Origin of the sequence: Pedobacter sp. MC2016-14 (assembly GCF_020991475.1) — a bacterium.
Taxonomy (GTDB): domain Bacteria; phylum Bacteroidota; class Bacteroidia; order Sphingobacteriales; family Sphingobacteriaceae; genus Pedobacter.
In genome coordinates, this window is the sequence record NZ_JAJMPA010000003.1 from 556396 (window position 1) to 579518 (window position 23123).

The 23123-nt window shown below is 39.0% G+C and carries 21 protein-coding genes; 7 read left to right on the plus strand and 14 right to left on the minus strand.

What is annotated here, in order from left to right:
* Positions 1-5: 5 nt before the first annotated feature.
* Entirely contained in the window at positions 6-455 is a 450-nt protein-coding gene (locus LPB86_RS17790) for a hypothetical protein (RefSeq protein ID WP_230692755.1), read from the minus strand.
* A gap of 140 nt (positions 456-595) precedes the next feature.
* Here LPB86_RS17790 and LPB86_RS17795 point away from each other — a divergent pair, with 140 nt between their 5' ends.
* Genes LPB86_RS17795 through LPB86_RS17810 form a run of 4 tightly spaced genes read left to right on the plus strand, consistent with a single transcriptional unit; the run spans position 596 to position 3927 of the window.
* Positions 596-1267 (plus strand): alpha/beta fold hydrolase, encoded by a 672-nt coding sequence (locus tag LPB86_RS17795; RefSeq protein WP_230692756.1) that lies wholly within the window; start codon positions 596-598, stop codon positions 1265-1267.
* Positions 1268-1297: 30 nt separating this feature from the next.
* On the plus strand, positions 1298-2374 hold the full coding sequence (locus LPB86_RS17800) for an acyltransferase (RefSeq protein WP_230692757.1): 1077 nt from the start codon (positions 1298-1300) through the stop codon (positions 2372-2374).
* A gap of 17 nt (positions 2375-2391) precedes the next feature.
* Positions 2392-3105 carry a hypothetical protein gene (locus LPB86_RS17805; RefSeq protein ID WP_230692758.1) on the plus strand — a complete coding sequence of 238 codons (714 nt, stop codon included), beginning with the start codon at positions 2392-2394 and terminating at the stop codon, positions 3103-3105.
* 36 nt (positions 3106-3141) lie between these two features.
* Positions 3142-3927, plus strand: a complete 786-nt coding sequence (locus tag LPB86_RS17810; RefSeq protein ID WP_230692759.1) for an SUMF1/EgtB/PvdO family nonheme iron enzyme — start codon at positions 3142-3144, stop codon at positions 3925-3927.
* Here LPB86_RS17810 and LPB86_RS17815 read toward each other — a convergent pair.
* The 4 genes from LPB86_RS17815 to LPB86_RS17830 all read right to left on the minus strand — a co-directional run bounded on the left by LPB86_RS17815 (position 3914) and on the right by LPB86_RS17830 (position 7597).
* Positions 3914-4684: a TSUP family transporter gene (locus tag LPB86_RS17815; protein ID WP_230692760.1), complete on the minus strand. Its 771-nt coding sequence runs from the start codon at positions 4682-4684 to the stop codon at positions 3914-3916. The genes LPB86_RS17810 and LPB86_RS17815 overlap by 14 nt on opposite strands.
* A gap of 98 nt (positions 4685-4782) precedes the next feature.
* Positions 4783-5334 (minus strand): lysozyme inhibitor LprI family protein, encoded by a 552-nt coding sequence (locus tag LPB86_RS17820; protein WP_230692761.1) that lies wholly within the window; start codon positions 5332-5334, stop codon positions 4783-4785.
* Between the two features lie 57 nt (positions 5335-5391).
* On the minus strand, positions 5392-6495 hold the full coding sequence (locus LPB86_RS17825; RefSeq protein ID WP_230692762.1) for a hypothetical protein: 1104 nt from the start codon (positions 6493-6495) through the stop codon (positions 5392-5394).
* A gap of 100 nt (positions 6496-6595) precedes the next feature.
* Entirely contained in the window at positions 6596-7597 is a 1002-nt protein-coding gene (locus LPB86_RS17830; protein WP_230692763.1) for a 2-hydroxyacid dehydrogenase, read from the minus strand.
* A 224-nt stretch (positions 7598-7821) separates the two neighbouring features.
* On the opposite strand from LPB86_RS17830, the gene LPB86_RS17835 reads away from it, so the two are divergent.
* On the plus strand, positions 7822-8382 hold the full coding sequence (locus tag LPB86_RS17835; RefSeq protein ID WP_230692764.1) for an arylesterase: 561 nt from the start codon (positions 7822-7824) through the stop codon (positions 8380-8382).
* Between the two features lie 121 nt (positions 8383-8503).
* Here LPB86_RS17835 and LPB86_RS17840 read toward each other — a convergent pair whose 3' ends face one another.
* The 4 genes from LPB86_RS17840 to LPB86_RS17855 form a co-directional block, all read right to left on the minus strand.
* The gene (locus LPB86_RS17840; RefSeq protein WP_230692765.1) at positions 8504-9019 is read right to left on the minus strand and encodes a protease; all 516 of its coding nucleotides are present in this window, start codon (positions 9017-9019) and stop codon (positions 8504-8506) included.
* Between the two features lie 22 nt (positions 9020-9041).
* Positions 9042-9299: a hypothetical protein gene (locus LPB86_RS17845; RefSeq protein ID WP_230692766.1), complete on the minus strand. Its 258-nt coding sequence runs from the start codon at positions 9297-9299 to the stop codon at positions 9042-9044.
* Between the two features lie 92 nt (positions 9300-9391).
* Complete coding sequence (locus tag LPB86_RS17850; RefSeq protein ID WP_230692767.1) at positions 9392-10174, minus strand: M48 family metallopeptidase; 783 nt, start codon at positions 10172-10174, stop codon at positions 9392-9394.
* 85 nt (positions 10175-10259) lie between these two features.
* A complete protein-coding gene (locus LPB86_RS17855; protein ID WP_230692768.1) occupies positions 10260-11231 on the minus strand; it encodes an NAD(P)H-quinone oxidoreductase in 972 nt (323 codons plus the stop codon).
* 69 nt (positions 11232-11300) lie between these two features.
* Here LPB86_RS17855 and LPB86_RS17860 point away from each other — a divergent pair, with 69 nt between their 5' ends.
* Positions 11301-12494, plus strand: a complete 1194-nt coding sequence (locus LPB86_RS17860; RefSeq protein ID WP_230692769.1) for an MFS transporter — start codon at positions 11301-11303, stop codon at positions 12492-12494.
* Positions 12495-12510: 16 nt separating this feature from the next.
* On the opposite strand, the gene LPB86_RS17865 is transcribed toward LPB86_RS17860, so the two are convergent.
* On the minus strand, positions 12511-12822 hold the full coding sequence (locus tag LPB86_RS17865; RefSeq protein WP_230692770.1) for a hypothetical protein: 312 nt from the start codon (positions 12820-12822) through the stop codon (positions 12511-12513).
* A gap of 243 nt (positions 12823-13065) precedes the next feature.
* On the opposite strand from LPB86_RS17865, the gene LPB86_RS17870 reads away from it, so the two are divergent.
* The gene (locus tag LPB86_RS17870; protein WP_230692771.1) at positions 13066-15669 is read left to right on the plus strand and encodes a PAS domain-containing protein; all 2604 of its coding nucleotides are present in this window, start codon (positions 13066-13068) and stop codon (positions 15667-15669) included.
* A gap of 84 nt (positions 15670-15753) precedes the next feature.
* On the opposite strand, the gene LPB86_RS17875 is transcribed toward LPB86_RS17870, so the two are convergent.
* The 4 genes from LPB86_RS17875 to LPB86_RS17890 are packed head-to-tail and all read right to left on the minus strand — an operon-like array spanning position 15754 to position 22949.
* A complete protein-coding gene (locus tag LPB86_RS17875; protein ID WP_230692772.1) occupies positions 15754-17349 on the minus strand; it encodes a PKD-like family lipoprotein in 1596 nt (531 codons plus the stop codon).
* Between the two features lie 31 nt (positions 17350-17380).
* Positions 17381-18160: a DUF4843 domain-containing protein gene (locus LPB86_RS17880; protein WP_230692773.1), complete on the minus strand. Its 780-nt coding sequence runs from the start codon at positions 18158-18160 to the stop codon at positions 17381-17383.
* 13 nt (positions 18161-18173) lie between these two features.
* Entirely contained in the window at positions 18174-19598 is a 1425-nt protein-coding gene (locus tag LPB86_RS17885) for a RagB/SusD family nutrient uptake outer membrane protein (protein WP_230692774.1), read from the minus strand.
* Positions 19599-19607: 9 nt separating this feature from the next.
* Positions 19608-22949, minus strand: coding sequence for a SusC/RagA family TonB-linked outer membrane protein (locus LPB86_RS17890; RefSeq protein WP_230692775.1), 3342 nt, complete (start codon positions 22947-22949; stop codon positions 19608-19610).
* Between the last annotated feature and the right edge of the window lie 174 nt (positions 22950-23123).

Sequence of the window (23123 nt, forward strand, 5' to 3'; positions counted from 1 at the left end):
ATGTTTTATTTGATCAAGCCAGAATTTAATTTAACTGGGCTAAGCTCGCTTTCCTGTTGCTCATCTTCCCCATATGTAATAAGAATATCTTCAGCAAAGATTTCGTTTAGATCACGATTGGCATATTTGTCACGCAATACGCTCAGCACATCTTCTGTGATGTTTATGCCTCCTCCTCTTTTTTCTCTATTCATTCTGAGCATATCAAACGTATAAATTGGGCCCCAAGGTATTCCCCACCAGCCAAAAATTCTGGATAATCTGTTGTATTTCTTTCTATAAGTTGACGGCTTTTCTCCTGCTTTAATATAATATGGTGCAGACATCAGGCGGTATGTAAAAGCAATTGCAGAGATACAATAGCCATAAGAGATTATGCATCCTCCGGCAGACAGGCTAGTATAAAGTTGTTCAAGGCTGAGACCAGCGGTGTTGTTAATTTTATAAGTTTTCAAAATGCACTTGCTTTAGAACGAGAATAAGATATAATAGACCTCGCTAAAATACAATTTTATCATTAGCAGTTGTACAATTAGTTATTGTTATATTTAACGATATTAACAATTGATAGTTGCAATAAATACAACATAAATTTATGCCAGGTTTATTAGAGCAAAACAAGAATAGAATATATTTTATAAGTGGTTTAGGCGCAGACAGAAGAGCTTTTAAAAAACTTACTTTCCCTTCTCATTTTGAATTAATTTATCTCGATTGGATTAATCCGGTTCTTAATGAATCTTTAGAAGATTATGCTTGCAGACTGGCTGCGAGAATAGATACGTCAAGTCCTTTTTATTTAATTGGTTTATCTTTTGGTGGAATGATTTCCGTAGAGATTGCAAAACGCTTTAATCCTGTTCATACTTTTTTAATTTCCAGCACTCCGGTTTTTAATGAATTGCCCTGGTATTTTAGGTTAGCAGGAAAATTGAGTCTGCAAAAAATATTACCGCTAAACTTATTGAAGTCTAATGCGAATGCTGGTCTTAAGTTTATGGGTGCTAAGACAAGTGATGATAAAATTATGCTAAAACAACTAATTAAAGACAGTGACCCATTGTTTTTAAAATGGGCGCTAACATGCATTCTAAACTGGAGAAATATTGAAAGGCCAGAAAATATAACACATATACATGGAAATGATGACTACACCCTTCCAATGAGATACAATAAACCTGACGTTGTGATTAATGGCGGAGGGCACTTCATGGTGTATAGCAATGCATATGAAATAAGTAACATAATTATGGGTAAAATTGGATGATGCCTTATTATTCCTTATTCTTGGACTAATATGAGCAAATTGAACCCTGAAATTCTAAAACCAAAACAGCATTTTGAAATACTAGATGGACTAAGAGGCTTTGCTGCGCTCGTCGTTGTTTTATTTCATTTTATGGAATGGATATTTACCGATCCAGGCAAAAACTTTATCGGACATGGATTTTTAGCGGTAGACTTCTTTTTCTGCCTGTCAGGTTTTGTAATTGCTTATGCTTATGATAACCGCATGGCAGAAATGGGCATCGTTGAATTTTTTAAATCCAGATTTATAAGATTGCACCCATTGGTTATTGCGGGATCAGTATTAGGCCTGCTGGCATTTCTCTTTGACCCTTTTGGCGGGCACCCGGAATTGTATACTACCGGCAAAATCATTTTAACTTTTATTTGTTCTATTCTACTTGTTCCTTTTCCTGTTATAGAAGACCGTGGTTTTAATCTATTCAGTTTCAATGCACCTGCATGGTCATTATTCTGGGAATACGTTGCCAATATTGTTTACGCCTTTGTATTGTATAGAATTGGTCGCAGTTTGCTGTTTTTGTTCACTGTAATATCTGCCCTGGCCGTTTGTTTTGTAGCTTACCGCTCCGGTAATTTATTGGGCGGATGGAGTGGCCCCACATTTTGGGACGGAGCTGCCCGTATTTCATATTCATTTTTAGCAGGAATGCTCATTTACCGTTCCAAATGGATTATCAAAAATAAACTGGGATTTATTGGCCTTACTGTGTTGTTATTATTTGCATTTATCTCTCCTTCTTCAACCTGGAACTGGTTAGTTGAGCCTTTCATTGTACTGTTTTATTTCCCAGTGATTATTGCATTGGGTGCAGGAGCCACATTAACACCAAGCCTGCAAAAACTTTGCACTTTTTCTGGTAAAATATCCTATCCCTTATATATGACACACTATGCTTTCCTCTGGATGTTTGGCAACTATTTTACTAACCACAAGCCCGACAACATGCAACTGGCAATAATTATCATCAGCGCATTAATTCTGCTACCTGCCTTTGCATATCTAATCATGGTGACATACGACATTCCATTAAGAAAATACCTGACCAATAAAAGAAAACGTTAATCTCAATTTAACTCCAGATGAAACTCCCTATGAAATACCTGTTTTTTTTCTTGCTAATTATTTTCAGTTCTGTAGTATCCGCCCAAAGCAAAGAGGAAAGTGCCTACAAGCAGTACCGATTTAAAATTTCTACTCCTCCATATGGTTTGGCCAAGGTAAAATCATTGGTTGAGAAAATCCCCAATGACTCAGAATCCATTAAACTAGGCGTTAAAACCTATCAGTCCTTGAGTTTAAGAGAAAAATTCACCTACACCATGATTCATGCGGAAGACTATGCGCAGAATTGCGACATCATAGAGCCGATGCCTCAGGAGCACACCAAGATATTTGCTTATTTAGATGAACCTTTTCCAGAATATACCTGGAGCGAACGCCAACGACTGTTTTTAAATTCAAACCGGGACAGTGTGATGTCACTAATTAAAGAGTCTGTAACCAGAAGTAAAAGAATGGGATTAAACTATAAAGTAGCTTTATACACTATAAACGCCAAAGAAATGATCCCATTCATTATTTCAAATTTTCAAAATGACCGCAAGGACATGGGATTGCTTACATTATTGTTTTTAATTATGAAAGACAATGAATATCAACCATTTTTAGCGTCAGAAAGTTATAGAAAGTTGTATGGTGATACGGCAAGTCACAGGACATATATTCAATACAACAAGGCTAATGAAGATTTAATCATTAGCAGGGCAATGAATTTTTACCATAAAAACAAGTAGGTGCGGCTGTTATTTTTACTGTTAACAATGATTTTTGTGACTCAAGTTGAGGCTCAAACAGCTAATAGAGAGATAGAAATTCCTTCGGGAAGTTACTGGGTAGGATCTAAAGGCCATTCCATTAACCCCTACAGAAAAATACAGCTGAATTCCTTTAAAATTTCTAATACCGAACTGACCAATGCTGAATTTGAAAACTTCGTTACTGCCACGAATTATATTACCGATGCGGAAAGATTAAAAAACGCTATGGTTTTTAAGGCCGGACTTCCGGAATTTAGATGGATAAATGACAGTACTGCCTATTGGAGGTACCCAAATGGCATAAGCAGGGGCGGCATTAAAGATAAAATGAACCACCCAGTAACCACCATTAGCTACAACGACATCCAGGCCTACTGTAAATGGGCTAAGGTACGCCTCCCCTCTTTCGAGGAATGGGAAGTGGCATCAAGGGCCGGAAATGGTGATGACCGATACTTTTGGGGACCAGAGAAATCAGAAATTTCCGGGTATGCAAACATTTGGCTGGGCAAAAATCATTTGGAACCCGATTATGCAGATGGATTTATGTATACTGCCCCTGTGGCAAGTTTTAAACCCAATAAATGGGGCTTATATGATATGTATGGCAATGTATTTGAATTCTGTCAGGGAAGTTTACCAACTGATCCGGCTAAAAGAACAATTGTACATGCCCGCGGAGGATCCTGGTGGTGCAGTAAAAATTCCTGCGACTTTTTTAACTCTGTTGACATTGGAAATATAAATCCTAAAGCATCCTTCAGCAATCAGGGATTTCGTGTAGTTACAAGTCTTTAAGGAAAATATCCCAGGCAAACCTCAAAATGGTACCTGCTATAATGATCAGGAAAAATATCCGGATAAATTTATTGCCTTTTAACAGTGCTAATTTCGTCCCCAGATAGGAACCAAGCAGGTTAAACGCTGCCATTGGTATCGCAAATTCATAAATAATATGACCCGTGCTGCCAAAATAAATAATCGCTGCAATATTCGTAGCCACGTTTACATACTTTGCAGATGCACTGGCATGAATAAAATCACTTCCCAACAGACTAATAAAGGCCAGTACCAGGAATGTCCCTGTTCCGGGACCTATTAATCCGTCATAGAAGCCAATGACGAAACCAAATGTGAGTCCGGTACTTAAAGCTTTGATATAGGAAATTACTTTATGTTGCTGTAAACCAAAATCCTTTTTTGTAAAAGTATAGAGTCCTACGGCAATTAGAATAACCAAAATTACAGGTTTGATAACTGCACTGTCGATCATAGATACGCAATAAGCACCGAGTAGCGAACCAAAAAAAGCAACTACTATTACAGGTAGAAGCACCTCATAAGCTAGTGTCACGTTTCTTGAGTACTTATAAGCCGCCAATGCGGTTCCACTAATAGAGGGTATTTTTGTAGTTCCAAAAATTGTTGCAACAGGATACTGCGGCAGGATGATTAGCATAGCCGGCGTTTGTAGTAGTCCACCGCCGCCCACTATAGCATCAATAAAACCAGCACATAAAGATACCAGGCACAGTAGAATTGTCTCTTGTAACATTTGTGCAAAAGTAGTCCTTTGCAACTAAAAAGCATAGCCTGAGCCTCTCAGTAATGTTACAAAATGATCATGTTTCGCATCTAACAGGTACTTATCCTCTATTTTATAGAATAAATGCTATTGTAGTAATTGAATATCGCTAAGGTTCTTTGAACAACAAGATCGGCATAGGCAGCCGAGGCAATATTTGACTGAATGGTTCCGCCACCTGAATAGATATCTTTTCTCATCGTAGAGATCAATTTGGTCTCCGCATCACGGTACGTGATCCAGGAACGTTGCGCAGCAATCAGTGCATTTTTATCAGCTGGTTTTAAGGCATTCAAAAGCAATTTGTAGTATTTATTCAGCAACTTATCATAAGATGATGCCCTATCAACAACAGTATTTGTCATTCCAGAGGTTGAGTAATCCACATCCATTCTTAGTCGGGCAACTTCTTCTACTTTAAAAGTATCTGTAGAAAAATTAATTTCAGTTGCTGTTAACTCTTCTTTATCAAGCGACTGCTTAAACTTAATTGATTTTGTTTCTGCTTTACTTTTTATACTTGCCAGAATAGCAGGCGTCAGTTCCTTTGGGCGGTCTGACTGGGAAAAAGCAACCGGACTTAACAATAATGCAAACACTAACATCGAAAGGGATTTCATAAAAAATATTTAGGATGCAGGAAGCAATTTTCAGACCAGTTGCCTTTTCAAAAATACTTAGAACTTATATCCGTACCAGATTTTGAGATATTTTACAATGGCACGTTCAAAACGCGGCGCAGAGATAGAAATCACCGCATCATTATTTCGAACTGTAATTCCCGGAGTTTCAATTTGTAATGCCGAGATGTTATCGTTGAAGCCAATTATGGTTTTCCCTTTTGCAGCTGAACCATATTTACGGGTAAGGAAACCACCGTTAAAATATGGCCTATAACCAGACTTCGCATCACCAAACAAATCTTCATTTTTTTCAGGCATTTTTAAATCATTACCAGGCACAGCGTGTACTTTTTCAGCTTCCAATAAACCGCCAAAGCTTTCATTTCCGCGAATAAGCGCAGAGAATTTTTTATCAGGATTGGCCTTAGCAATGGCATATATTGTGGATGAATCTGCCAACTGATCTAAATAAGCATCATCCTTTCTCAATGCCTCAGCTGTCAATCCATAACCAATTTCAGTTTGGTCTATAAATTTGCTACTTAGTAACTTACCGCTTACAGAAATATAAGGCATAGGTGCAGCATACGTATGCGCATGTCCATGAACATCTACAAACAAAGCACCTTTACCAGTTTTTTGTGCATTTGCCATAGCTGTTCTTGCTGTTAACATCATTTCATGATAGCTAAGCCATGATTTTTTTGCATCTTCATTGGTGTAACGCTCATCTACTTCATCTGGAAAAGTATTTGGATCCATTCTCTTCCTCCCTAGCGTATTGATCACCATCCAGGGCCTTTTACGTGTATCCTTTCTAAATGCATCTGAAATTGCAGTAGCAAAAGGTAGTGTATTAATATCTCTGCCAGTTTTTCCTGTTTCAGGAATTTCAGGATCACCTTTAACCTGACCGTCATGCGGAACGCCAAGTAGCAATGGGGCATCCTTATCTCCCACAACCAGTTTTATATAATTTTTATAGCCGTAAACCGTATCCCCAGGCAAATATTTTTTCCCGTTATACATCAGGAAATTATCATCGACAGATAGCACTTGATTGCGATCTGTTTTGGTAATATTAGTCTTAAAGGCAAAAATACCTGTCAATATCATGCCCAGGCCAATAATTTTCGCAATGTTTGTTTTGTGGTTCATAACAGATAGACTGAAAAACAAACTCCTGGGACCGAAAAATATCAGATTTAATAATGTAGCTCAATTAAAGCTGCAAAATCAAAAAAAGAAAGTTCACAATCTACGCCAGTACAACTGATGGATCTTTGTGTGGTAAATGATGGATCAGTTCATTGATGCTGTTTAGTGTAATGCTGGAAATCTGTGCAAGTGCATCTTCAGTAAAAAAGGCCTGGTGCCCGGTAACCAGCACATTTGGAAAACTCATTAAACGTTGAATTTCATCATCTTCGATGATTACACTGGACAAATCCTTGAAGAACAATTTATCTTCCTGTTCGTACACATCTATACCAAGATAGGAAATTTGACCGGTCTTTAACGCTTCGATTACATCCTGTGTATGTAATAAACCACCGCGACTGGTATTGATAATGGTAACGCCTTTGGGCATTTCTGCCAATGATTCTTTATTGATCAAATAACGGTTATCTGCTGTTAACGGACAATGTAAAGAAATGATCGAAGCGCCATTTAAAACCTCTTTAAAGGGCAAATATTGAATCCCTTTATCTTTCAGTTCCTGGTCTTCGTAAATATCATAAGCTATGACCTTACAACCAAAGCCCAGCATAATATTGCAGAAAGCCTTTCCTATCTTGCCTGTTCCTATTACGCCTACAGTTTTGCCATGTAAATTAAAGCCCAGCAAACCATTAAGTGAAAAGTTCTGTTCACGTACCCGGTTGTAAGCTTTGTGGGTTTTTCTGTTCAAGGTCAGCAACATCGCTACGGCATGCTCAGCAACAGCTTCAGGCGAATAAGCAGGTACCCTGCAGACTTTAATGCCATGCTTTTTTGCAGTTTCAAGGTTTACATTATTAAATCCTGCGCATCGTAAAGCAATTATTTTAACACCTTTTGCTGCAAGTACATCTATTACTTCTTCATTCAATTTATCATTTACAAATGCGCAAATTACTTCTGTACCTTCATCAACTGCGTTTGCAATGTGCGGACCTAAATGGGTTTCCCAATACTGCAATTCAAAATTATAGGGTGCATTGTGCTTGTTGAAAAATGTCTTATCGTAAGGTTTGGCAGAAAAAAATGCTATTTTCATTTCGTTAAATGGATGTTAAATTAGGGCCTGTAAACCCTGTAAGTATAGGTAAATATTCATCTGTATGCAACATTTTATAAAGATCATAGCAAAAACACCAATTCCTGCATATAGCTGACCTAAACATTAATAACTTGTAGCCATTATCACCACCATGAACCTTGACATGATAAATGCTACTGCGAAAGAATACGGCATATAGCGCTTATATACGATGCATAGAGATGAAAAACATATTATTTTTTGGAGATAGCCTAACTGCCGGTTACGGCCTTATTAAAGTACACGAACAGTCATTCCCTGCTTTGCTTCAGCAAAAATTGAATCAATTGAACCTTGACTACATCGTTATAAATGCAGGAATTAGCGGAGACACATCTGCAGATGGACTTGCTCGTATTGCTAGCGCGCTACAAACTCAAGTAGATATTTTTGTACTGGAACTTGGTGCCAATGATATGCTGAGGGGGCTTCCGGCTCAGGATACAGAGAACAACCTGCAAATGATTATTAATCAGGTGAAAGAAAAGTATCCTTTTGCAAAACTCTTACTGCTGGGAATGGAACTCCCTGCCTGGATACCAGGTGAACGGGCCGAGGCTTTTAGACGAATTTACAGAAATTTGGCCAGGGCAAATCAAATGGCATTTGTACCTTTCTTTTTGGATGGAGTTGCCGGGGTTCAGCATCTAAATTTAGTTGATGGCATTCATCCTCTTGCAGAAGGATATGAAATTATAGCGCAGAACATTTGGCCTGTATTGAAAGAAATAATAGAGCACTAAAAAAATAATAGCGACTGTATTTGATACACAGTCGCTATTTGAATGAAAAACTTACATAGATTTTGTAGCCGATATTATTCTGATTTACGCTCCACTCCAATCTAATTAAGATTACTTCAAATTATTTGCCGTAAACAAATACTACGCTGTCTTTAACAATTAAGCCACTCATATTTTGACCTGAATACTTGAGGGTATATGTAGCAGGTTTGGTAATTGCATAACCTTTTAACACATCTACGGTTACAGCTAAACTATCACCAGGTTGGACTTTTAAATAGCTATCTGCCGGAGGTGGCATCACCCTTTTAGCCATTGCACCTTGGTAAGCTACTTCATTACCATTTTCATCAGTGATGTCAAGGTATTTACTGATCAATGGTTCAAACGGCGTATGCCATTTACAAAATTGCATGGCCGTATCAGCCGGATTGTAAACCGTAAATTTCAATAATACAGAATCCCCTTGTTTGATATCCGCCTTGATATTCATTTTTGCATATAGCAATTTTTCTTCAGCCTGGGTACTTACTGAATCTGCATTAACACTATTATTGTCAGTAGATGTTGTATTTGGGCTGCAAGATGCAAATGCGACTAAAATACTGGCAGCTAATAGTAACTGGTAATTTTTCATTTGTTGTGATTATGTATGTAATTTAAGGAGATACGGTTTCAATGTCTGGAGCACCCGGCTGAGCTTTGTGCTCATCTGATTTATTATTTTCTTCTTCAGTAGCACTGTTTTCTTCTGTTTCACTTTCTCCTGTTACTTCAGGCGCTACTGTTTCTTTTGAATCTTTCTTTACTTCATTATCATTTTCTATTGCGTTTTTTTCTGTATCAGGTGTAACAGTTTCAATCTCCAATTGAACATCATCTGAGGGCTTCGGTTGTTGCTTTGATTCATTTTCCATATAAATATCTTTAATGTACTTTGTATAATTAAATTGTTTGACAACCAGCCCAGCCCTAATATTAAAAGGCTATGGGCTGGTTATTTCTTAAACTATTTGGTAAGACCATCTTTTTTTGCTTTCTGTTCAACAGCCGCCGCACGATCGCCACTATCAGGATGCGAACTCATCATTTTCTGCATTTTGCTTTGTTTCTCGCCAGAACTCAAGCTCTGTAATTTTTTGAAAGCCGTAGACATTGCCATTACGTTGTATTTATGTTTCTTTAAAAATTCGTATCCATAATCGTCTGCCTGTGTTTCCTGCTTACGGCTAAATTTTGACTCTAACATTGAATTTGCAAGAACACCAAGCTGTGTATCAGATAGCGCACTAATTACGCCAGATTGCGAAGACGCGGCATCATTTATAGCTGCACGTTTATAAGCTGAGCGCATGGCATCGCGGGTATCATGATTTTTAACATGACCAATCTCATGACCAATAATGGCCAGAAGTTCTTCATCAGTCATTTTATCCATCAGTGCTGAAAACACACGAATAGAACCGTCAGCACAAGCAAACGCGTTAATATCTACAACTTTATAAACTTTGTAGTTAAGTGTAAGGCCATCTTCATTTTTATGCTTACCAAATATTTTATTCAATCTAATGGTATAAGGGTCGTTAGCGCTAGCTACTGGATTGTGTGCATCCATCCAGTCTATACTTTCTTTAGCAAGCTTGGCTGCATCTTCATCACTGATGGTTACAGCTTTAGCACCTTTTTGAAGTGCACCGATGGCTTTGGTATTCAATTTGATCTGTGCCGACGCACTAGCTGCCGCTGCCAGGAAAAGGCAACTGATTACTGTTTTTTTGATGTTGTTTGTCATAATAGATTGTTTTAAGATATACTGCTGTGTAAGCAAATCTGTATCCAAAATTCCAAAAAACTCTATTTATGCATGGAATATTTTTTTAAAGTTCCAATACTATTTTCCCAATATGACTGCCCTCTTCCATTAACTGGTGGGCCGCCGCAGCAGCAGAAATTGGGAAGACAGCATAAATAATAGGTTTAAAGCTACCTGAGTTTATCAAAGGCCAAATGTTTTTTAAAATGTCCTGAGCTAATGCTGATTTAAATTCAGTATCTCTGCCGCGCAGTGTGCTTCCGGTAATTGTGATTCTTTTCTGCATCATTTTCATAATGTTCAGTTCAACCGTGTTACCAGCCATCGAATTGATATAAACCATGCGCGCCTCGGGGTTCATAATTTCAATATTTTTATTAAAATAAGCTCCACCTATCATATCCAAAATCACATCTATTCCAGAACCTTTTAATTCCTTTTCAAAATCATGGTTTCTGTAATTGATGCAATATAATGCCCCTAAATCAATACACGCTTTACATTTATCATCCGAGCCAGCCGTGGCAAACACCTTTGCGCCCATTGCCCTCGCCAGTTGAATAGCAGTAATGCCAATTCCACTACTGCCACCATGTACTAAAAAATGTTCATCTTTTTTAAGCATCCCCCGTTGAAATACATTATGCCATACTGTAAATATGGTTTCAGGTAAACTCGCAGCCTCAATAAAAGTAAAATTCTCTGGCACCGGCAAACAATGCCCTGCATCAACAGCTACATATTCTGCATATCCTGCACCAGCAACCAGCGCACAAACCTTGTCTCCGATTTTCCACTGCGTTACACCTTCCCCTAATTCTTCAACTACACCAGCTACTTCCAAGCCGGGAATATCTGCCTGTACGCCTTCAGGAGCAGGGTAATTGCCTTTGCGCTGAAAAACATCTGGACGGTTTACACCTGCCGCTTTTACCCTGATCAAAACCTGGTTGTTGTTGCTGATTTGCGGAATTGGACGATCTTCAATTTTTAAAACTTCGGGCGCACCGAAACTGGTTATAACAACTGCTTTCATGTAGTAATGTATAACATTATTAACAGTCATTCTGGTATATTTGTTCCTTAATTCTGCTATACCCTTTTGATGCCGAAACCTTCTGAGACGATTTATTCTTTACAATTTGGACTTGTTTGTTTGAGTTCCTTTCTTTTCTCCGCCAGCTTTAATATGCTGATACCTGAGTTACCTGCTTATTTGAGTAGCATGGGTGGGTCGCAATACAAAGGCTTAATCATTGCTTTATTTACTTTGACAGCTGGGATTTCAAGGCCTTTTAGCGGTAAGCTTACGGATACAATTGGACGGGTTCCTGTCATGGCGGTGGGCTCACTGGTTTGCTTCGCCTGCGGCTTTCTTTATCCCGTACTAACTACTGTTGCCGGCTTTTTGCTGCTGCGCCTGATCCATGGCTTTTCAACTGGTTTTAAACCAACAGCTACTGCCGCCTACGTTGCAGATTTGGTAACTTCGGGAAAATGGGGAGAAGCAATGGGCGTACATGGTATTTGTTTTAGTACAGGTTTGGCTATTGGCCCGGCAATAGGAAGTATGATTACGGAGTATTTTTCCATCAATGTGCTTTTTTATTGCTCTTCTTTATTCGCACTGATGTCGATAGTAATCCTCTACAACATGAAAGAGACTTTAAAGACTAAACAGCGTTTTCAATTTTCGCATTTAAAGATCAATCGTAAAGACATTTTTGAGTCGCGTGTGCTGCCTTCCATAATTATTATGTTTTTAAGTTATATAAGTTACGGCGTAATTTTAACCATAATTTCTGACTGGAGTGCTTTTTTAGGCACCAGCAATAAAGGCTTGTTTTTCATGGTATTTACGCTCACTTCCCTGTTAATCAGATTTGTGGCAGGCAAGGCTTCAGATCAATACGGCAGAACGCAAATCTTAAAGCTAGCACTCTCGCTTCTGGCAGTTGCATTATTTTTAATTGGTAGTGCTGGCTCCTCACTTACGCTAATGCTGGCTTCAGCATTGTATGGTGTGGCAACAGGTATGTTATCCCCCACTGTTACGGCCTGGACGGTAGATTTAAGCAATCCTACGGAGCGGGGAAAAGCAATGGCAACAATGTACATTGCGCTGGAAGCAGGGATAGGAATGGGCGCATTATTAGCTGGATGGTTGTTTGTGGAGGACATTAAAATGATCCCCGTAACCTTTTACTGCTGCACAGGTATTACTGTACTTGCCCTTTGTTACCTGCAATTTATTTATAAAAAGAAAACTGCCACTGAGGGGCTTACCGTTTTAGATTAATGCTAATTGATTTGAATTATGGTGCTTTAAAAATATTAAGCGTTTCTGTTTTCCATTTAATATATCCCAATTTATCACATTCTTTGGCTACTCTATTTTCGGTATCTATTGGTACATCATTAACTATTCTCCAGCGCACAGCGTAATTTTTGTTGTAACTAATGTAAATAACTACATCCTCGTACAAAGGCTCAACAGTGCTTAAACTACTTAGATGTTCATCCTGAAGTACTTTAGCCAAACGTTGCAAACGTTCATTCATCACTTTAGATAAGGGCGCAGCTGGTTTAATTTCGGGTTCTGTAATTGCAAGCACGGTTACAGTCATATCATCAGTTCCTTTACGTAAATACTATAAATATTAGCAAATATAAACATTTGCTTTTTAAGGAATGACAGCTTAGTTTAATAAAAACAGGATAAGACCTAAATGGACTGATTACCAGTTTGTTTAAAAATCACCTTTGATATAGCTTAAAACTACTTACAGTAATAAAGTTACATAAACAATTTTAGGAGCGCATGAATACTCGGAAAATTATCTTAATTTCATAACATCAAACTCTTTAAAATGACATTGGACGAAATTAACGCAATTTACAATGCTATGCCGGCCCCAAGCTTGGTTTTAAAGAACAATACGCCTCATTTCACTGTCCTTTCTGCCAACCGTGCCATGCTAAAACTTACAGGCAGGGCTATAGACCAATGGCTTGGAAAAGAAATTTCTGAGGTTCTGCCCTATTATTCTAACCCTTCTATGGTTGATGGCCATACCTTAAACAATGCGCTGAATGAGGTGGTCGCTAAAAAAAATCCGCAGCAAGTTACCGGTATGCCGCGAAACTGGCGGATAGAGAGTTATCCCATTTTGAACGACAACGAAGAGATACTTTACATTATACAGAGTTTGATAGACCTTACCGCTGCTAATGATTATACGGTACCGCTAGAGCATCTGGAAAAAGAGGTTTTGGAATTAAATTCTGTGAGCAAAGCCTCGATTACAGAAGTGTTAAAAACCTACATAAAAGGCATAGAAAGTATTTTTCCAGAAATGCTGTGCTCTATTATGAAGGTGAAAAATGGTCGCATTTACAACTGGCTATCTCCATCTTTACCTGATGCTTATAACCTAGCCCTTAATGGTCTTGAAATTGGCAACCTTGTGGGTTCCTGCGGAGCGGCAGCTTTTTTGAAACAGAAAGTAATCTCCAGTGATGTTGCAAACGATGAACGATGGAAGGACTTTAAAGACATTGCTTTACGTCACAATCTGAAATCATGTTGGTCTTACCCTATTTTTAATTCTGATAATGAGGTTGTAGCTACCTTTGGTATGTATTACGCCGAAGTAAAAACGCCTGATGAGGGCGAGTTAACGATTATAGAACGTGCGGCCGCCTTAGTTACTGTAATTATGGAAAACAGGCAGTATGCTGAGCTGTTGGAGGAAACCTCTATTTTAATGAATCAAGGGCAGGAACTTGCACATTTCGGTAATTGGTCATGGGATATACCTTCAAATACAGTAACCTGGTCGGATACGCTATATTCTATTTATGGCTTAAAGAAAACAGAATTTAAAGCCACTTTTGAAGGGTATCTGGAACTGCTGCATGTAAACGACAGAGAAAGAGTTGTCCACACTATTCATTCAATATTAGAAACAGGTAGGGATGCAGAGTTTGAAGAGCGCATTTTAAGGCCAAATGGAGAGATCAGGCACCTAAAATCATGGGGTACATTGAAGTACGACTTAAGCGGTAATCCATTTAAAATGGTTGGCGCCTGCCTGGACATTACAGAAAGCAAAAAAATCCAGGAAGATCTGCTCCGCTCAGAGAAAAACTATCATGATTTATTTCACCACAGTCCTCAACCCATGTGGGTATATGAGTTGCCTTCCTTAAAATTTTTGGCAGTAAATGATTCTGCAATTGCTGACTATGGTTATTCCAGGGATGAATTTCTTCAAATGACGCTAAGAGACATCCGACCTCCGGAAGATGTTGCATCACTACATGAAATTGTAGAAAATGAAATTGAAGATGGTGTGCTGCACAGTTGTCTTGCCAGACATGTAAAAAAATCAGGAGAGATTATTTTTGTAAATGCCCGAGGAAATTCGCTTCAGTACAATGGAAAAAATGCCAGGATAGTGGTAGCATTGGACCAGACTGAAAAAATTATTGCGGAGGAGAACTTAACTGAAAGTGAACGACGTTTTAAAACCTTGATACAAGACGGTGCTGACCTGATTGCCATCATGGACATCGATACCATTTACAAATATGTGAGTCCCAATTCTGAACGAATTTTAAGTGAGAAAGCTGAACATCTTGTTGGCAAGGCGGCTTTAAGTTTCATCCACAGGCTGGATAGAGAAATGGTAGAACAAGCGTTTACGCATCTGAGTATACATAAGCGTGTAGAAATTCCGCCGTACAGGTATTTTAACGGAAATAAAAAATTAAGGTGGGCAGAAACAGTGCTTACAGATATGCGAAATGATCCTGCAATTGCGGGAATCATTACAAATTCAAGGGATATTACGTTAAGGATGGAGCATGAACTTAAGATTAAGAACCATCTGGAACGATACAATATTGTTTCAAAAGCCACTAGTGATGCCATTTGGGATTTGGATATGCCAACAGGTAAAGTAGTATGGAACCAAGGAATTAAAGGGATATTCGGACACGCCAAGACGCTTCAGAGTTACGAATGGTGGATGGCCAATGTGCATCCTGATGATATCACTCCAATTACAGAGAAAATACAGCAACATATCAAATCTAAGGAGTCGCGATGGACTTCGGAATACCGTTTCAGATGTGCTAATGGTAGTTATAAATTTGTGCAGGACCGTGTTTTCCTAATTTTTGACGATTATGGCCAACCCCTTCGTATGATTGGAGCCATGCAGGACATTACCGACAGAATTAATTACATACATACTATTGAACAACATAACCGCCATTTAAGGGAAATTAACTGGGCCCAATCACATCTGGTACGCGCGCCTCTTGCAAGAATATTGGGAATACTGGAACTGCTGAATCATCCTAACACAGATGCAGATACCAATGCAACCTTGCTGGCCTATCTTACGCTTTCAGCAAAAGAATTGGATGCGGAGATCTCCGAATCAATTGTGAGAACTAAAGCTTAAACAGAGAGGGTGCAATCATTTCTGATGCACCCTCCCTACTTAACGATAATAACTTAAACAGTTAAAATCATAAAATCATTTAAATTAGAGCTCACTATACTTTACATCTACCACTTTCCCCAACCCGGTAAAAGATGGCGTAGCCAGGGTAAGGTCTCCCATAAGGGGAGATGCACTAAAGATATCTACTGTTCCTGATGTTGCTGGATTTTGAGCATCATAGCTTCCGACAATAATACCGTAGCCAGGGGTGCCTAATCTGGTCAAATTACTTGGCACGCTAGCTACGCCAAACTTCATAGCATTATATTTCAAGAGTGTTACTGTGCGGCTTCCGTAATCTTTGGCAAGCTTAACTACCTTATTATTCATGTCATATTGGTAAAGCTTGCTGCCACTCATGTAAAATAGATAACCATATTGCTGGTCCAGTACAAACTTATCAGCAGTGCCAATACCGGTTAGCCTATCGGTAACCTCTTCAAAAGAAGTTACGCTCAATGTAATGGAAGTTGACGTAGCAGTAGCGTATGGAAAACTGATTCTTGCCAGATAGTATCGGCTATTGTTATCTTTAAGTATTGCTGCTACTTGCCCGCTAAATACAGCAGTTGAACCCATCCATACCAGATCCTTTTCTACACTGGCCATATTGAGGCCCTGACCGGTAACAGTAATTATAGTTGCGGCACTCACAGTTTGATTGGCTCTTAGAAAGCGTTTGCCCTGGGTATCAAAAAATATGGCATGCATATAGGTATTTGGCGGAGCAGCCAGATGTTCTGATATTGGAAATGTACCTTGAGTACCTGTAATGCGGTTAATAGGAGTTCCGTACAAAGAATAGGTAGTATGATAAAGATACAGTTGATGATCTTTGTAGGCGTATGCGCCATTTGAAAAACCAGGATAGATAGTAGAAACGAAAGTCGGCTCTCCTGATATTGTTTCATTAGTGAAAACATAACGCTGCTTATCCCAGATAAATCCTGATGTGATATTGATCCACTGTGTTTCCTTATCTGTATTGATATAGAGTCTGTAAACCGAGGTCGCGTTAATCACATCTTTATTTTCGAATGCCGTAATAGATACGGGTTTACCTGTTAGTTCCATTGCATTTCCAGTATTTACATCCTTTATGAGCGAGGTAAAATCGCGATAGATTAGTGGAAAGGTATTCCAGGTAGTCCGGTCTTCCTGATAATAATCTAACCTGGATTTACCTGAGATGTCATTCAATACAAACCATCCGCCCGGCTGAAAAGTACCATAAATGGCCAGATTAAACATCTTTTGCCAGGTAATGCCTGTCGATTTCTGCGTAACCACATAATAAACCCGGTAATTACCGATAGCCAAAGGAATGACTACATCTAAATTTTTACCATTATGAATGATTTTTTTTGCAGAAGTATTGCCAACGTACGAGGCCCATTCATAACTAAAGTCATTTTCTGCATAAGCACTGCCCTTTAAAAACTTTAAATCAGGTTTGATGTCTGCTTTGGTGCCAATGGTAAACTGGTACCTTTCCTGCATGTTGCCGATATCAAGAGAATCTACAGGATTGATATCGTAATTCCCTAAATCTTTTTGGCATCCGCCAGTTAACACAGCCATTAAAAAAGCTAAGATCAGAGAAAATAGCGTAGCCGTATATTTTTTATTGGTCTTCATAAAATTTTGTTTTTGATTAACATTTAATCCACTAATTTGCATACTGCCCCATTTTAATAACTACCCCATTCTCATCCAAATATTCTCTTCCTTCAGTGGCTTCTTTGTTAAGCCAATAGTACATATACCTGCTAAAAGACAAAATTTGGGTGGTGGTAATGGTACCAGCTGCAGGATCATAAAAGAAGCTTGGATTGAGTTTTAACACTTCTATCATGAGGTCTACCTTTCTTCGGGAATAGACGCCAAAATAATTTACAATTGCCGCCGCTCTGGAATAGGTAGTCCATAAATAAGATACGCCTGCAATGTCATCCAGCAAAATTTTGTACTTCAGGTATATTTTTGAAGTGTCCACCAAACTAGTCGTAAATACGCCATTCTGTTCCAGTAGGAGGTTTATTTCATACTGTTTGAGTGCCATATCTGCAGTTCTGTTAATTCTAAGCAGCAGTGTATCCACTACCCTGCCTGCACGAATTACAGGCGGACGTAAAAAACTATAGTGGGTACCTGAGATAGCTGTTGTAGCATTGGTGATGGTTAGTTGGAATGTTCTATCTTCATTGCTTGGATAGCCAGTTACCGCTACCGGGATGGCAAGCACAGAGTCCATGACGCTATAACCAACATATCCAAATGATACATTTTTTTGAAGCTGGATTTTAGAACTGATGGCTTCTTTAAAATAAATACTGCTTCCATTAGCGGCCTCATCATATAGTTCGAGGCCTTTTTTCTTGCAGGAAAGTATGCTGAGCACTACAACTCCTGTTAATGTGAGTATTAATAAACTGTTTCTGTTCTTCATAATAGCCTATAATTTATCTTGAACTGAGTTCTGACTCAGGAATTGGAAATACATAATTTGAAAGTGCGATAGTGTAGTTACCTCCACCTGTTACCGTATTTGGACTTGCGATGCTCGTCATTTGATTACGTTTATAATAATACCAAAGCTGCCCCTCCCCATAAAATTCCTTTAGGTATTCTTTGGTGAGTTCGGTACGGAAACTGGCATAATTTGTAATGTCTACCAGCAGGTTCCTTTTTTGCCGAACAGTATTCAGGTAAGTTAAAGCCTGAGCGGTATTTGTTTCGCATTCTGCAGCAATATAATACACTTCGCTTAACCTGATCAATGGAATGGTAAAACGACGTGTAAGCGTGCTGGTAGACATGTCCTGATATTTAATGAAGGTTCTAAACGTAACAGCACCGCCAGAAGGATATGGCCAGGAATAAGTAAAACGATAATCGCCCTGATTGCCTTCATAAACAGATTCTACATAATTATTCTGCCCGGTAGATAGAATCCTGAGTTCAGCAATACTGGAAGAAAATAAGGTGTTCTGCAAATCGTAAAGTTTACTGTTAAAGGTGCCAAAGATGATTTCTGTAGAAAAAATTCGGTTAGCATCCGCAGCGCTACCTGTAATATCTGCATGGGCAACCCATGGAAATTTAGTGGCTACAGCAATTATCTGTTTGGCCAGTAATAGGGCTTGTGCTTTATCATCTGTGGTACCTCGCCACATCAATACCCTTGCTTTCAAAACCTGGGCCGCATATAAATTTAGGCGGTAGTTATTGTAGTTATCTGTACCATTTTGAGCAATAATTGGATCTTTAGCCAAATATTTTATAGCCTGGTCCAGGTCCTCAAGTAAGTATTGCACTACTGTGTTGGCCGGTAAAAAATCACCAACTTCGGCACTTAAGCTGCGGTAGTATGGAATGGATGCCCCTGTAGGATTTGTGGCATATATAGGTCCAAACATGCGCAATAAATCAAAATAGGCCAAAGAACGGATGGCCATTGCTTCTCCTATATATTGTTCTTCTTGTGCGGGAGTTAATACACCAGAATATTTTTTTAGGTTGGTGATGAACTGATTTGCATTTCCGGCCACTTCGTAAAGCCCTTTCCAGATTTCGGCTAAAGAAGCCTTTACAGTTTCATCCTCATAATTATAATTGATGTAATTATAATACCTTGCATTACTGGCATACCCATGATAGCGCTGAGCAAACAAGTCTAGCTTATCAAGCGTAAGGTTTTGACCATATAGTGCATTGGAGCCAAGTTTTAAGTACAAGGCATTGAGCACCTCAGCTATCCCACTTTTGGTGGCATATATCTGCTGCTCTGTCAACTTATCTTCCGGCTGTACGTCAAGCCACTTGTTACATGAAGTAAGCAGCATGGTTAGACCAAGGATGAACATTAAGTATCTAAATCTTTTCATAATTTCTAATTATTTAAAGGTGGCAATTAAACTGAGTGAAAATGATCTGGCAAAGGGATAATCAATTCCTCGTTCTTTCCTAACCGTAGAGAAATAGAACAAATCGTTGGTATAGCCAGTTAATCTTAAATTGGAGAGTCCTGCTTTATCCAACCACCTTTTTTTATTGAATTCATAGCCTACGCTTACCGACTCTATGGACAAAGCATCTTCACGTTGCACAAAACGAGAGGACATATTGGTGGTTCCGGTAAGTGAAATTCCCTTAAACTGTGCATGATCTCCAGGTTGCTGCCAGCGATCGTATAATGCCCGCTTATCCAGATTATTGTTGATGACCCTGTTGAGCGAGATATTTTCAACTTTGTTAAACAGCGCGTCATTCCAAACATCTCTGTTAATGATATACCTTGTATATACCGAAAAGGTAAAACCTTTATAAGAAAGGGCATTACTAATTACACCCTGAACATCTGGTCTGCTGTTTCCTACTTTTACAATGTCATCGTAACTGTAGATAAAAGTTTGACTGCCATCTTTTTTCTTAAAGATCTCTCTTCCACTTGCCGGATCAATGCCCAATGAGGGTACTGCCCAGATATCATAATAATCGTATCCGTCTGTATAACGGGTTAGTGAGTTGAGCGACTGCAAGCTTTCATTTAAACCGGAAAGGACATTGTTAAAGCCATTATATTTTTGACTTAGCATTGTACCTGTTAAGCCGATAAACCAGGAAATTTGCTTTTCTGGCTTAAATAAAGGCGCAAAACGAATGTTTGCCTCTATACCTTTAGTGGTCATATTACCTGCATTGATGGCATAATCAGACAATGAAGTTGAACTTGGCAAACCAATGCCAATTACTAATGGATCTGTGTATTTACGGTAGGCATTAAGCTGCAGCGTTAACCTGTTATTAAAAAAGGCAGCATCCAAACCAAGATTAGTTTGGTAAGTATTTTGCCATTCCAAATTTTCATTTCCCAGTTTAGTAAGTTCTACCCCCTGCCCAAAATAATTATAATTGGTCATGTAAGTGTAGGTAGAAATGGACGTGGCTGAAGTGAAGTTCTGATTACCCGTTACTCCGTAGGATGCCCTCAACCTTAAACTATTTATCCACTCTGCTGATTCCAGGAATGCTTCTTTATGCAGGTTCCAGCTAACCCCGGCAGAGCCAAACGGCTGATAGCTGTTTTTTAACCCAAAAGAGGTTGAGCCATCGTAAGTAAAGGAAAGATCCATATTGTACCTGTCATCATAAGAATAATATCCGTTGGCCACTAAAGAATTTCTTCTGGAGATGCTATTTACAGCAATTGGGCTTCCGCCTTCCTCATAACCATAGGCAAACCGCGGATTACCATTGGTAGAATTAGGGAAACCTTGTGCTACAAAACCTTTAAGCCTATTGGTTTTATCCTGTAATTCTGCCCTTAAATTCGCTTGATAGGCATGTTTACCCAGCTTATTGGCATAAGAAGCCATCACATTTGCGGTATAAGATAGCGCGTTGATTTGCCTGTAGGTGTAACTCCCCTTCTTTAATTGCTCGCTATCTTCAAAATCCGTATGTAATGGAGATTTGAAAACATTAATTGAAGTATTGGCATTGTTAACCTGTAAAAATCCCTGCAAACGTAATTTGCTTGTAACATCATAAATCAACTGCAAATTATTGGTTATGCTTAGGTTATTGGTATAATTAAAACTATTTAAACTGGCATTGTATAGGGGGTTACTTACTTTGATATAACTTGATGAGGTAGGAATATAATAGCTATTTGTAGCTGAGTCATAAAAGCTGAACACATACGGCTCACTGGCGGCGGCTTTTTCATAGTATGGATTCATGTTGGCCCAGGTAGCGAAACTGCCATAATTGGATTCGTCAGATCGGTAACCGTTTACGTAAGCATTATTGTTGATTTTTAGTTTACGACTACGATATGAGAGATTGAGCCGGGCACCCCAATCATTTTTACCTGAACCTTTCATCGTACCGTTTTGAAAACGATAGTTTCCGCCGGCATTAAAGGTTAGCGATTCGGAGCCCCCTTCAGCATACAAATTATGACGTTGAGCAAATCCGGTTTGCAATGGATCAGTCAACCAGTAAGAATCAACCCCGCTCACTACCTGCTGCAGTTTTTGAGAATAGAGCGGGTCATAGTATACATTCTGCAATTCAGGATAAACTGAAGGCGCAGTATAGACACCGGAAAGCTTTTCAAATTGCAGCTTTTCTGATGCGTTCATCATATTGTATTGGCTCAGGTCTGGAAGTTCCATAGTCATATCTGTGGTATAACTCAGCCTAATCTTTCCTGCCTTTGGCTGGATGGTTTCTACCACGATGACACCATTGGAAGCGCGCGATCCATAAATGGCTGTTGAGGCAGCGTCTTTTAAAACTGTAATGGAAGATACCCTATTCATGTCCAGGTCTATAATTGTCCTAAGCGTAGCTTCAAAACCATCTAAAATAAATAATGGTTGGTTTGGATCATCAGAAAATTCATCTCTTAGCGAAGACGTGCTGATGCTGGTTTGTCCGCGCAATTCAATGGTTGGCAAAGTATTTGGATTTGATCCTGCAAGGTTATTCTCAATGAGCAGAAATGAGGGGTCCAAAGAACTAAGGCTTTTTAAAATATTGACATTTCCAACGGCCTTTAATTCTTCTCCTCTATAAACAGATGCCGCTCCAGTAAAGGTTTCTTTATCCCTTACGGTCATACCTGTTGCTACAATGGCAATCTCTTTGAGGTCTGTTGTGGCTGGTTTTAAAGCAATGGTACCCAGCTGACTCTTTGCTGGAATTTTAATAGGTGCAAATCCCATGTAGGAGATTTCGATTAGCCCAGCTCCGGAAATGCCTGACAATTGAAAATAACCATCTCTGTCAGAAGCCGTAGATTTTCCGCTCCGTTTGCCATCCTTATCAAGTACATATATAGTTGCACCTACAATAGGCTGACCCTTTTCGTCCGTTACACGTCCCCGAACCGTTTCCTGGTTAAAATCATTATCTAGTATGCCGGCATTAACTGATTTTTTCAGGGTAATGTTGATCAGCTTTTCCCTTACCGTATAAGTTAGAGGCTGTCCCGCAAAAATCATTGGCAGCACCTCCAACAATTCCTTGTCTCTGATTTTAGCAGATACCGGCTTTGCCATGTCGAGATCCTTGTCGCTATAGATAAATGCGTAGCCACTCTTTTTACGGAGTTCCTGTAAAACACTTTTTAGTGCAACATTGCTCACATCCATGCTCACTTTTTGTGCATGGGTGTAAGCTGTTGCTTCGATGGTTAAAAATAAGGTCAGTAATAGAGTTAATCTCATAATCAATTGGTAATATGAGGAAATATTCATGTTATAGCACCTCGGCTTAGGTTTGCACCGGGGCACCTTGACAAGTATGTTATTATGCATACATTTGTATAGTTAGGGTTGGTTAATTGATGGTTCATTTAATCTTTTTTTTAAGCCCGACTTTATGACCGTAGATGTTGGTAG